Here is an 11,907-nt window from a genome sequence, read left to right as displayed (position 1 = left end):
CCGATCATCTGTCAGCATGCTTAGCGCATTGAGTGCAAAAAGGCGGGGTTGAGAATCACCTGCCTTTTCCCCTTTTGCACAGCTTTGAGCCTAGGTAAGAACTGCTTTTTGTCTGCAAACAGGCTGTCAATGGCTGCCGATTCGAGCTCGTATCTTCCTTTTGTCGACCGATTTCCATCGCACCCGCTTTCTAAGGCAAAATCAATCGGTATAGCAATAACAATCGGACCGTTGCTTGCCTTGTCGACGTAGTGCCAAAACGGTTGGCTGGCTAGTATTTTGGACTCGTAAAAATCGGTCAGCCACTCGGGTAGGTAATCACCGGTGATTCGAATACTGTCGATTTTATTAGGCGCAGTGAGTCGAAAATGAATCCAATCGAAGCCATAAAAACAGCTAGGCAATTGCTGATAGGCACTTCGACACGCGTCCAAAATACCACGGTGTATAAAATCAGCGGGCGACACAGGTACGTTGGCGCGGGGATGCATCGCCGAGAACGTAAGCTAAATCGTTGCCTTTTCTGGATGCGTTTTCGACTGGCTATAAACCGATGAGCCAAGCAGCAACAGTAGCCCAACCAGCAAGGAAAAGCATAGTAATCGTCTAGTAATCATCACGGTACGGTTTATTAGCGTATACTTTCCAGTAGAATAGGGTAGAGCATTAAGCTCCGATCACCCGTTTGAATACCCAGGATTGGAAGCAGGTTAGCCGACGGAAATCGCAGCAACGTACCCAGCATGTGGTTCGTATAGACCGAATCCTGTTTTCCCCGGCAGCCGACTTCAAACTGGATAAAAACAGGTACTGTGATTGATACCGGCCCCTTCGTCTCACAGTCGGCACATGTCCAATAAGGCTTGCTCGCTTCCAGTCTATCGCGGAACATCCCCGGCAGGTAATCAGGAAAAGCCTTACTTGTTACCTGAACTTGATCGATGACACCCGTTTTTTCGACACGAAAACGGATCTGTCCCAACGTTTGGAGGCAATTAAAATGACTGTAATCGCTCACCAGCTTAGCTACGTTCGTATACCGCTCCCATAAATAATTGGTAGCATAGATAGGCCTATTGTACTTAGGGTCGACATAGGTGAATGATAAATCAATCGGTTGTTTTGCTTGACTATAAGCCGCCAATGACAGACTATAACAGCACACAAAGACTACCTGTCGCCAGTAGCGGTTCTGTACCATGCTTATCGTAGTTTTCCCTCTTCAATCAGGCTGGGTATCAATCAGCACGTAGCCAAGTTTAGCGATTAATTTACCTATTTCAACAGTTAACCATGAGGCGACAAGCCTATAAAGCTAATTTTTCATCGGTGTCGTATACATTGTCGACCTTAGAGTATTACCGATAATCTTGACTGTGATTTGTCTTCTGTCAACATTACTACTATTTTCCGTTCGTCGGCACATGGCTTGCATGTATCGACACATAGTTTTCTATGTAAATACTACTTACTTAATTCGAACCATACTTAAAATCCTCTAGTACGCTCATGAAATTACTTGTAACCCCTATTGCTCTTCTGCTCTCGCTCTCGGCTGCCTATGCGCAAAGCTGGGGGCTCGACAAAGCCCACTCACGCGTTGGCTTCACCGTAACCCACCTGCTGCTTTCGGAAGTCGATGGCAATTTCAAGACGTTCGACGCTAACCTGACGGCCTCGAAGCCTGACTTGTCTGATGCCGTATTCGACCTGACAGCCGACATCAACTCGGTCGATACCGACAACGAGCGGCGCGATGGTCACCTGAAAACGCCCGATTGGTTCGATGCGGCCAAATACCCCACGCTGACGTTCAAGAGCACGTCGTTCAAAAAGGTAAGCGGCAAGAATTACAAACTGGCCGGTGACCTCACGATGCACGGCGTTACGAAGCCGGTTGTGCTTGACGCCGTACTGACGGGCCCCGTTACGATGGAAGGCCGCAACGGCAAGCAGGAAAAAGTTGGCCTGAAAGCGACCGGCACCATCAAGCGGACCGATTTTGGCGTTGGCTCGTCGGGCGGCGCTACGGTAAGCGAAGAAGTTGAGCTCAAGTTGAACGGCGAGTTTACCAAAAAGTAAGTCCATACCGGCAACTGGCAGTATAAGCGCCGACGTACCCAGGTACGTCGGCGCTTGCTTTTTGGGGTAATTCGTGCTTGCCCTTTGTTCCCTGTGGACCGGGCGTGCCGCTACGGCGGTAAAAACTCGTATTTTTGCGGCCTTAATCCGGTGCTAGCCACCGCCGACCGCATGATCGCCAAGACGTATTCGCCCACCGATATTGAAGCCAAATGGTATCAGTATTGGCTTGATAATAAGCTGTTTTCTTCCACACCCGACGAGCGCGAACCCTACACCATCGTGATTCCGCCGCCCAACGTGACGGGCGTGCTGCACATGGGCCACATGCTCAACAACACCATTCAGGATGTGCTGATCCGGCATGCCCGTATGCAGGGCAAAAACGCCTGTTGGGTGCCCGGTACCGACCACGCCAGCATTGCTACGGAGGCCAAAGTCGTCGCCCGGTTGAACGAGCAGGGCATCAGCAAGACCGATCTCACCCGCGAGCAATTTCTGGAACACGCCTGGGATTGGACGAATCAGTACGGCGGCATTATCCTGCAACAATTGCGCAAGCTGGGTGCCTCCTGCGACTGGGACCGCACGCGCTTTACGCTTGAACCGGCCCTGTATGAATCGGTAATCGACGTATTCGTTGACCTCTATAATAAGGGTCAGATTTACCGGGGTGTGCGTATGGTCAACTGGGACCCGCAGGGCCGCACCGCCGTATCCGACGAAGAAGTTATCGTAAAAGAAGTACAGCAAAAGCTGACCTACATTCAGTATCCAATTGAGGGCGCAGAAGGTGAGTTTGTGACTATCGCCACGGTGCGGGCCGAAACCATCATGGCCGATGCCGCCATCGCCGTAAACCCCAACGACGAGCGGTATAAGCACCTGCACGGCAAACGAGCCATCATCCCCCTCGTCAACCGCAGTATTCCGATCATTACCGACGAGTATGTAACGATTGAGTTCGGGACGGGTTGCCTGAAGGTAACGCCAGCTCACGACCTCAACGACTACGAACTGGGCGTTAAACACAACCTGCCGGTTATCGATATCCTGAACGACGACGGCACGCTGAACGAGAAAGCCCAGATTCTGGTCGGAATGGACCGGTTTGCCGCCCGGAAGGCGATCTTAACGATGCTCGAAGAGTCGGGCAATCTGGTAAAGGTCGAGGAGTACAAATCGAACGTGGGTACGTCGGAGCGCACGGGTGCCGTGATCGAGCCAAAGCTGTCGTTGCAGTGGTTCCTGAAAATGGACAAGATTGCCCAGCCCGCGTTGCAGGCTGTACTCGACGACGTGATCAACCTGGTGCCGCCCAAGTTCAAGAACATGTACCGGTCGTGGATGGAAAATCCGCACGACTGGTGCATCAGCCGCCAATTATGGTGGGGGCAGCGTATTCCGGCTTTCTATATGCAGGACGGCACCATCATCGTGGCTAAAAACAAGCGGGAAGCGCTGCGCAAGGTGCAGCACGAGAAACTGCTGTTTGCCATGACCGAAGCCGACCTCACGCAGGACGACGACGTGCTGGATACCTGGTTCTCGTCGTGGCTGTGGCCGATCTCGGTATTCGACGGTATCCGCAACCCCGACAATGCCGACATCAACTACTATTACCCGACCAACGACCTCGTTACGGGCTTCGACATCATTTTCTTCTGGGTAGCCCGGATGGCGATGGCGGGCTTTGAGTTCCGGGGCGAACGGCCGTTCCGCAATGTGTATTTCACGGGCATGGTACGCGATAAGCAGGGCCGGAAGATGTCGAAGCAGCTCGGCAACTCACCCGACCCGCTCGTGCTGATCGACCAATACGGGGCCGATGGCGTCCGTACGGGCATGTTGTTTAGCTCGGCAGCGGGCAACGATCTGCTGTTCGACGAAAAGCTGTGCGAACAGGGCCGTAACTTCTGCAACAAAATCTGGAATGCGTTCCGGCTGGTAAAGGGATGGACGGTAGAAACAGCTAATGCCGAACGCAACAATTCTTCGTCGCAACTAGCCGTGCGGTGGTTCGAGGCTAAACTGAACGCCACCCTCACCGAAATCGACGATCATCTGAGCAAGTTCCGTATCTCGGATGCGTTGCAGAGCGTTTACAAGCTGATTTGGGACGATTTCTGCTCGCAATACCTGGAGCTAATCAAGCCAACGCACTACACCGAAAAAGACGCCGACGGCAACTTCAGCGGTATCATCGACGAAGCAACGTACCTGGCGACGATCAACTTCTTCGAACGCCTGATGGCACTGGCGCATCCGTTCATGCCGTTTATCACGGAAGAAATCTGGCAGGATATCGCTCCTCGTCAGCAAGGCGAGAGTTTGTGCGTGGCGCCATTCCCGCAGGCCCAACCTGCGGATGCCGCCATACTGGCCGATTTCGAGTTGTTGTTCGAAATCATCAGCAGCATCCGTAACATCCGTAACGCCAAGCAGATTGCGCCAAAAACGGAGTTGCCGCTTTCGATACGTACCGACGTACCCGCGCGCTTTGCGCCGCTGGAAGGCCTGATTACAAAGATGGCCAACGTACCCACGATCAGCTACGTATCGGAGAAACCAGAAAACGCTACGTCGTTCCTGATCAAAAGCGACGAATTCTACATCGACCTGGCCGGCGAAATTGACGTGGAGCAGGAGATTGCCAACGCCGAACGCGATCTGGCCTATAACATCGGCTTCCGCGATTCGGTCATGAAAAAGCTGAGCAACGAGCGTTTCGTGGCCAACGCCAAAGCTGACGTGGTAGAGCGTGAGCGCCAAAAAGCCGCCGATGCCGATGCCAAAATTACTGCTTTGCAGGAGACGTTGCGGCAGTTGAAAAGCTTGTAAGGTTTTTGAAACCTTATAGGTTAATGCCAAAACGCCCGGCTATCCGCAGATAGCCGGGCGTTTGTTCTTATCGAAGCAACCGCCTGAATGACCACCAGGCGCGTTTAGGAAGACTGGCCCGTTGCACCACAATGCCACCACCTGATATGACCTTAACAGCCGCGAAAGGAATAATTACGCGTACCGGCTCTGGCTCTTTCTTAATCGATAGATTGATAGTGACTCGGCTATCACCCGAGAACGTAATCCGCAACGAATCCTTAGTCTGATCTGTCGCATAGATAGGCAACTCGAATCGACCTTCGGTATCTGTTTTTACGAAGGTGGAACTGGTTTCTTTCATAACAAACACACCCGGTAGTGGCCGCCCGGCTTCGTCGACTACCATACCACGAACCTGAAAGCGAAGTGGTCCCACACCTGAATTGTTGGCGACTGTTTTTATAGGATTGACTGGCGCAACCGTTATAGACTGCACAGCGGGTGGGACGCTCGATTGCGCTCGTGCTGTCTGCCAGCCTACTACGAGAGCTATTGCCCAACGTACCCAGCTTGTGAATCGTGGGGCAGCAGACTGGGACTCGTAAAGCGCAACCGCTAATTGATCATCGCGCAATCGCCCGCAAACGGGACCGGATTGTTGGGCAAACCAGGCGATCAGTTCCTGATCGGTGAAGCTGGTAAAATCATGCACTATCCGCTCGCAGGAAACACAATGCCGACCTTGTTCCAGAGGTTGCATGGTCTCCCAGCGTTCAGAGCAGGGTTGCGGAATAGACAGCGTTATCGATTGGCGCATGGGTCATCTGGTTATCGAAACGTAATCAATCGAAAGTCTGCACTTTTTTCTAGCCTAGGGTCGTGTGAGGAGCGAGCGTAGCAGCACATGACATACTCGAGCGCTTTGGGTCAATGTACACAATTTTCAAAATAGGTTATACCTCCCGATCCGCTAAGTTACTGCGTGCAGGCGCTTGCCCGGTAGCACAAGCCTGGTAACCAACGCGGCGCTTTTCTATACCGTTACTTTGATCGTCTAATCAAGTCATAGGCACGAACCACCATTCTACTACACGCATATGAACTTGAATTTTGCCAAACTATCGGATCAGCTCCTGGCGCTGCTGACCCTCTACGGCACCAAACTGCTGTTGGTCATTATCATCCTGATTATCGGCTTGTGGGCCATTGGCCAACTAGTCAAGCTGTTGTCGAAGGTGATGAACAACCGGCACGTCGACCGTGATGTGCAGCCGTTTTTACTGTCGCTGTTCAGTGGCTTATTGCGTGTCTTGCTGCTGTTGAGTGTAGCCAGTACGCTGGGCATCGAAACGACTTCGTTTGTCGCGATCATTGGCGCGGCCGGACTGGCGGTCGGGTTGGCGTTGCAGGGGAGCCTGTCCAACTTCGCGGGTGGCGTATTGATTCTGATTTTCAAGCCGTTCCGGGTGGGCGATCTGATCAGCGCGCAGGGCTTTACCGGCACAGTTGATGCCATTCAGATCTTCAACACCATTTTGGTTACGCCCGATAACAAAACCATCATCCTGCCTAACGGACCTTTATCGACGGCACCAATCACCAACGTATCAGGCCGCAACCTCATCCGGGTTGATATGACGTTTGCGGTTAGCAATCAGAATGACTTGGCCGCCACCCGCGCGTCGATCAAGAAAGTAATCGACGCCTGCCCGTCGGCCCTGCCCGATCAAGCCCACGACATATTGGTTAACCACCTGAACGACAACGGCGTTGTCTATGACGTGCGCGTCTGGACCAGGCCCGACACGTATTGGGACACCTACTACTACATGCAGGAAAACGTAGCCAGTCAGTTCAGAGCGGACGGTATCTCGGGCCAGAGAAACGCTATTCTGATTCAGCAGGCCTAAGCGAGTTATCAACGAAAAATGCCTCGGCCTAACCAGTTTATTGGGTTGGGCCGAGGCATTTTACTGGAAATCCGAAGCGCAGTTGCTGGCTTATTTGCCGTACCGCTTGCGGAATTTGTCGACACGACCGGTCGTATCGAGCAGCACGTTCTTACCCGTGTAGAAGGGGTGCGATTGTGAGCTTACTTCAATTTTCACGAGGGGGTAGGTTTTGCCTTCAAACTCCATCGTGTCTTTCGTTTGTACCGTCGAGCGGGTCACGAATTTGTAGTCGCTTGTCAGATCGTGAAACACAACCTCACGGTAATCGGGATGAATGCCCTTTTTCATAATGAATGTCTTGATTATCTGCCAAATTCGGTTTCCGTCCGAAAAGGATTGCAAAAGTACGGGCTTTTTGCCTGATACACAAGCGTTTTCGCACCCCTCTCGATCATTTAACCATTACCTAATAAAAGGATCACAAAAACCCGTCAGTCTCTGGCATTTACGGTTTCAGAAGCGCTATTTTGAAGGCGTTCGTTGTGACGTTCGCCACCCTATTATATACGCATCAGCACAGATGATCCTATACGAACGGCCACCCCGCGGCAATCAATAGCATGTTTTTTATAACCGACACCCGATAGGCTTCTATAAGTCGCTTACGCTCAGTTGAGAAGCATAAAACCACGAACGAAATCGAGTTTAATTTTTCTAAGGAGTTGTTGATACGCTACCGTTTCTGGCCGCTTTTCGGCTACCTTTAACACTAGCTTAACACGGATTCTAATCACACAATCAACATATATCCGCTTTATTTTCAACACGTTACTATCTTTCTAACACCTACAAGCCCATGTATGTAATCAAACGAGATGGCCGCCGGGAATCGGTCAAATTTGATAAGATTACCGCTCGCATCGAAAAGCTGTGCTATGGCCTGGATCCGGCCTATGTGCAGCCCGTCGAAGTAGCCATGAAGGTTGTCAATGGCCTGTACGACGGCGTAAAGACGACCGAACTGGACAATCTCGCTGCTGAGACAGCCGCGTCGATGACCACCAAACACCCCGACTACGCTATTCTGGCAGCGCGGGTGGCCATTTCTAACCTGCATAAGGAAACCAACAAATCGTTTTCGGGCACGATTAAGCGGCTCTACACGTATATCGACCCCAAAACGGGCGAAAATGCGTCGCTGATTTCGAAAGAGGTGTATGACGTTATCCGTAACAACGCCGCCGTTCTCGACTCGACTATCATTTACGACCGCGATTACGGCTATGATTATTTTGGGTATAAAACGCTCGAAAAATCGTACCTGCTGAAAATTGACGGGCGCATTGCCGAGCGGCCGCAGCACATGCTGATGCGCGTGGCGGTAGGCATTCACATGGACGACATCGACGCGGCCATCGAAACCTACAACCTGCTCAGCGAAAAGTGGTTTACCCACGCCACCCCGACGTTGTTCAACGCCGGTACGCCGAAACCGCAGATGTCGAGCTGCTTCCTGCTGACGATGAAAGACGACAGCATCGAGGGCATCTACGACACGCTGAAGCAGACGGCCAAAATTTCGCAGTCGGCGGGCGGTATTGGCCTGAGCATCCACAACGTGCGGGCCACAGGTACGTATATCAAAGGCACCAACGGCACCTCAAACGGGATTGTGCCGATGCTGCGCGTGTTTAACGACACCGCCCGGTACGTTGATCAGGGCGGCGGGAAGCGTAAAGGCTCGTTTGCCGTATACCTGGAGCCCTGGCATGCCGATATCTTCGATTTCCTGCAACTGAAAAAGAACCACGGAAAGGAAGAACTCCGCGCCCGTGACCTGTTCTACGCCATCTGGACGCCCGACCTGTTCATGAAGCGCGTGGAAGACAACGACACCTGGTCGCTGTTCTGCCCGCACGAGTGCCCCGGCCTGAGCGATGCCTATGGCGACGAGTTTGAGGAGCTGTATACGCGCTACGAGCGCGAAGGCCGCGCCCGCCGCACGGTAAAAGCACAAGAGCTGTGGTTCGAGATTCTGGAAGCCCAGACCGAGACCGGCACGCCCTACATGCTTTATAAGGATGCGGCTAACCGGAAATCGAACCAGAAGAACCTCGGCACCATCAAGTCGAGCAACCTCTGCACCGAGATCATGGAGTACACCTCGCCCGACGAGGTGGCGGTGTGTAACCTGGCCAGCATTGCCCTGCCGAAATTCATCACGAAGGGGACCGACGGCATTCTGCGCTTCGATCACCAGAAACTGATGGAGGTCACGCAGATTGCCACTCGCAACCTGAACAAGATCATCGACCTGAACTATTACCCCGTTGAAGAAGCCCGTCGGAGCAACATGCGCCACCGGCCGATCGGTCTGGGTGTGCAGGGTCTGGCCGATGCCTTTATCATGCTGCGGATGCCGTTTGAAAGCGACGAAGCCCGCCGCCTCAACGAAGATATTTTCGAAACGATTTATTACGGGGCCATGACGGCCTCGATGGAATTGGCGAAGAAAGACGGCCCCTACGAAACCTGGAAAGGGTCGCCCATCTCGAATGGTGAATTCCAGTTCGATATGTGGGGGGTAACGCCAAAGTCGGGCCGCTGGGACTGGAATGCGCTACGTACCCAGGTGGTTGAGCACGGCGTTCGCAACTCACTGCTGCTGGCTCCCATGCCGACGGCCTCGACGAGCCAGATCCTGGGCAACAACGAGTGCTTCGAGCCGTACACGAGCAACATTTACACCCGCCGCGTGCTGTCGGGCGAGTTTGTGGTGGTAAACAAGCACCTGCTGCGTGATCTGGTGAAACTGGGCCTCTGGAACGAGGCGATGAAGAATAACCTGATTCTGGCCAACGGCTCGGTACAGGATATTCCGAATATTCCGCAGCACCTGAAAGACCTCTACAAAACGGTTTGGGAGATCAAGCAGAAGCACATTATCGACATGGCCGCCGACCGGGGCGCCTACATCTGCCAGTCGCAGTCGTTGAACATCCACATTCAGGATGCCAACTTCGGCAAGCTGACGTCGATGCACTTCTACGCCTGGAAAGCGGGCCTGAAAACGGGTATGTATTACCTGCGTACCAAAGCCGCTACCGACGCCGTGAAGTTCACCGTGGTGCAGCCGCAGGCCGAGCCACAACTCGAACCCGCGATGGCCGAAACCGCGCCGGTCGAAAAACCACTCGACTATGTAGGTTATGCCAAGGAGCACGCTGCGCAAGCATCGGCGCAGGCCCCGCAGGTATCGGAAGCCGAGCTCGCCTACGCGGCCATGCAATGCTCTCTGGATGACCCAGAAGGCTGCGAAATGTGCGGATCGTAAATGACCTCATAGGTTATAACTTATATTAAAAAGAAACGACGTACCTGTCGACTGGTTGACCCAGCGATTCGGTACGTCGTTTCGTTTTAATATATAGTCCAGACCCAAGATTACGTGGAATGAGGTCGCCGTACAAAACAAACGTACCTAGCCGACGTACCCATTGTGGGCAACTCAACCAGGTACGTTTTCCTCAGCCGGTTTGAGTTATTGACAACTAGGCCAAACTGGCTGGGTCAATGTCGTCGATGTTGCCGCGGTTGGCGTTGGTATGGTTGCCGAACCGCTTTTCCAATTGCTTTTGCAACTTCGCCACCACGTTGTGGAGCAGCGTATACCAATCGTCGCCGTTATCGTCGGCGAAGACATCATTGCCGGGAACGCCGTATTTGATGCCTACGTGTTTTTCGTTGCTGCGCTGATTGGGCTCCAGCTTCATGTAGACCTCGGCCGTGATCACGTCGCCCTTGTAGAAGCGCCGCAGCTTGGCCAGCGACTCAAGCACCGTCGCCTCCATCGTATCACTAAGGGTGAAGCCGACTGATTCAATATCGAGGCGGACATCGTCCATATTTTCCTGTACATCCATCGTTGCGTGTGTTTTATTGACGCCAAATAAGTAGCCCCATTGGCGCTTACTCACAGTAAGTACTCCGCAACGGTCAAAAGGTTGGTTGATGGCCCCATTTTGCGAGTGTAAGGACGTAGACATGTGTACGTTCCCCATGTTCAGGGCTGTTTCGTCGCGGGGCACCACCTTATCTTGTAATGGCGCAACAGCGAGGGGTGAACTGGAGAGAGGCCCACTGTTTTTTGGTAGCTTTGTGCTTTCCCCACGACCTCACTGCATGAGAGTTGCTTTACTGACCGGGGCGCTGTGCCTCCTGAGCCTCGCGGTTCGTTCTCAATCGGCTACCGATACAACGGCTTACCCTCGCAAAGAGTGGTTTCCCAAAAATCACCTGTTTGCGCCCATCCTGCTCGATCCGCTCGAAGCGCAGGTCTACGGTAGTGCCCTCCCCTACTTCAATACCACCGGCGAACGGCGCATCAACGCCACCGATTTCGACAAGCGCGACCGGGAGCTGAACCAGGGTACCATCGTTCCGTTTGCCTTTGGGTTTCATAAACCCTTCTACCGTGTCACCACCGCTCCCGGACAGGCTCATGAGTTTGGACTCGATGTGGCTTCGTACACCCAGTTTCAGGTGTTCAACGATACGTCGCGGCTCGCCAAAAAGCCGGGTCAACTGGTTTACAAGATCATCAACACCGACTATCGGCTAAGTTTCTGGTACAACCTGCGCCGGGGTCGCAACAGCTACCGCATCCGGCTTTATCACATCTCCTCGCACCTTGGCGATGATTATGTGATCCGCTATCAACTCAATTATTACACGCCTAACGCTGTTAATTACGAATTGCTCGACTTCACAGCCAGTCGTGATTTTCCCATTGGGCTGCGCGTGTATGGCAACGTAGGCGTGTGCACGCGCAACACACGGGAGCGCGACCGATTCAACGCGCAGGTTGGCGCATATTATCGGCAACCGGGGTCCATGCGGCAACGGCTTGTGGCTGGTATAGACGCCAAATTCTGGCAGCAGACCGATTTTAAACCGGGCATTCACGCAGGCGTCGGCTATGAACTGGGGCGCTCGTCGCAGAACCTGACGGCCATGCTCGATATGTATTACGGATACCGGCCCTATGGCCAGTATGAGTACCAAACTGTTTCCTGGGTCGGTCTTGGCCTGTATTTCAATCCATTTTAAA

General features: G+C 53.0%; 10 protein-coding genes. 5 read left to right on the top strand and 5 right to left on the bottom strand.

Annotation, left to right across the window (positions count from 1 at the left end; translation table 11 throughout):
- Positions 1-20 precede the first annotated feature (20 nt).
- Together FAES_RS02485 and FAES_RS02480 are read right to left on the bottom strand one after the other, a co-directional pair.
- Positions 21-491, bottom strand: a complete 471-nt coding sequence (locus FAES_RS02485; RefSeq protein WP_015329608.1) for a hypothetical protein — start codon at positions 489-491, stop codon at positions 21-23.
- A 140-nt stretch (positions 492-631) separates the two neighbouring features.
- Entirely contained in the window at positions 632-1,201 is a 570-nt protein-coding gene (locus tag FAES_RS02480) for a hypothetical protein (RefSeq protein ID WP_015329607.1), read from the bottom strand.
- A 308-nt stretch (positions 1,202-1,509) separates the two neighbouring features.
- On the opposite strand from FAES_RS02480, the gene FAES_RS02475 reads away from it, so the two are divergent.
- Together FAES_RS02475 and FAES_RS02470 are read left to right on the top strand one after the other, a co-directional pair.
- Positions 1,510-2,082 carry a YceI family protein gene (locus tag FAES_RS02475; RefSeq protein ID WP_015329606.1) on the top strand — a complete coding sequence of 191 codons (573 nt, stop codon included), beginning with the start codon at positions 1,510-1,512 and terminating at the stop codon, positions 2,080-2,082.
- Positions 2,083-2,253: 171 nt separating this feature from the next.
- The gene (locus tag FAES_RS02470; RefSeq protein WP_041258523.1) at positions 2,254-4,923 is read left to right on the top strand and encodes a valine--tRNA ligase; all 2,670 of its coding nucleotides are present in this window, start codon (positions 2,254-2,256) and stop codon (positions 4,921-4,923) included.
- Positions 4,924-4,990: 67 nt separating this feature from the next.
- Here FAES_RS02470 and FAES_RS02465 read toward each other — a convergent pair whose 3' ends face one another.
- Positions 4,991-5,722 (bottom strand): peptidase associated/transthyretin-like domain-containing protein, encoded by a 732-nt coding sequence (locus FAES_RS02465; protein WP_148289277.1) that lies wholly within the window; start codon positions 5,720-5,722, stop codon positions 4,991-4,993.
- Between the two features lie 280 nt (positions 5,723-6,002).
- On the opposite strand from FAES_RS02465, the gene FAES_RS02460 reads away from it, so the two are divergent.
- Positions 6,003-6,815 (top strand): mechanosensitive ion channel family protein, encoded by an 813-nt coding sequence (locus FAES_RS02460; protein ID WP_015329604.1) that lies wholly within the window; start codon positions 6,003-6,005, stop codon positions 6,813-6,815.
- A gap of 90 nt (positions 6,816-6,905) precedes the next feature.
- Here FAES_RS02460 and FAES_RS02455 read toward each other — a convergent pair whose 3' ends face one another.
- A complete protein-coding gene (locus FAES_RS02455; protein ID WP_015329603.1) occupies positions 6,906-7,145 on the bottom strand; it encodes a type B 50S ribosomal protein L31 in 240 nt (79 codons plus the stop codon).
- Positions 7,146-7,653: 508 nt separating this feature from the next.
- On the opposite strand from FAES_RS02455, the gene FAES_RS02450 reads away from it, so the two are divergent.
- Entirely contained in the window at positions 7,654-10,131 is a 2,478-nt protein-coding gene (locus tag FAES_RS02450) for a ribonucleoside-diphosphate reductase subunit alpha (protein ID WP_015329602.1), read from the top strand.
- 217 nt (positions 10,132-10,348) lie between these two features.
- Here FAES_RS02450 and FAES_RS02445 read toward each other — a convergent pair whose 3' ends face one another.
- Positions 10,349-10,720, bottom strand: a complete 372-nt coding sequence (locus tag FAES_RS02445) for an HPF/RaiA family ribosome-associated protein (RefSeq protein WP_041257405.1) — start codon at positions 10,718-10,720, stop codon at positions 10,349-10,351.
- 259 nt (positions 10,721-10,979) lie between these two features.
- Here FAES_RS02445 and FAES_RS02440 point away from each other — a divergent pair, with 259 nt between their 5' ends.
- Positions 10,980-11,906, top strand: a complete 927-nt coding sequence (locus FAES_RS02440) for a DUF1207 domain-containing protein (protein ID WP_051054013.1) — start codon at positions 10,980-10,982, stop codon at positions 11,904-11,906.
- Position 11,907 lies beyond the last annotated feature (1 nt).

The sequence above is a fragment of the Fibrella aestuarina BUZ 2 genome, from assembly GCF_000331105.1.
Taxonomy (GTDB): domain Bacteria; phylum Bacteroidota; class Bacteroidia; order Cytophagales; family Spirosomataceae; genus Fibrella; species Fibrella aestuarina.
Note: the sequence above shows the minus strand (reverse complement) of the source record. Positions and strands in the feature narration are given on the sequence as shown.

What these genes read in the sequence shown, in the direction of transcription:
- FAES_RS02450 (WP_015329602.1), top strand. Translation starts at nt 7,654, where the DNA reads ATGTATGTAATCAAACGAGATGGCCGCCGGGAATCGGTCAAATTTGAT.
- FAES_RS02480 (WP_015329607.1), bottom strand. Translation starts at nt 1,201, where the DNA reads ATGGTACAGAACCGCTACTGGCGACAGGTAGTCTTTGTGTGCTGTTAT.
- FAES_RS02445 (WP_041257405.1), bottom strand. Translation starts at nt 10,720, where the DNA reads ATGGATGTACAGGAAAATATGGACGATGTCCGCCTCGATATTGAATCA.
- FAES_RS02475 (WP_015329606.1), top strand. Translation starts at nt 1,510, where the DNA reads ATGAAATTACTTGTAACCCCTATTGCTCTTCTGCTCTCGCTCTCGGCT.
- FAES_RS02455 (WP_015329603.1), bottom strand. Translation starts at nt 7,145, where the DNA reads ATGAAAAAGGGCATTCATCCCGATTACCGTGAGGTTGTGTTTCACGAT.
- FAES_RS02460 (WP_015329604.1), top strand. Translation starts at nt 6,003, where the DNA reads ATGAACTTGAATTTTGCCAAACTATCGGATCAGCTCCTGGCGCTGCTG.
- FAES_RS02470 (WP_041258523.1), top strand. Translation starts at nt 2,254, where the DNA reads ATGATCGCCAAGACGTATTCGCCCACCGATATTGAAGCCAAATGGTAT.
- FAES_RS02440 (WP_051054013.1), top strand. Translation starts at nt 10,980, where the DNA reads ATGAGAGTTGCTTTACTGACCGGGGCGCTGTGCCTCCTGAGCCTCGCG.
- FAES_RS02465 (WP_148289277.1), bottom strand. Translation starts at nt 5,722, where the DNA reads ATGCGCCAATCGATAACGCTGTCTATTCCGCAACCCTGCTCTGAACGC.
- FAES_RS02485 (WP_015329608.1), bottom strand. Translation starts at nt 491, where the DNA reads ATGCATCCCCGCGCCAACGTACCTGTGTCGCCCGCTGATTTTATACAC.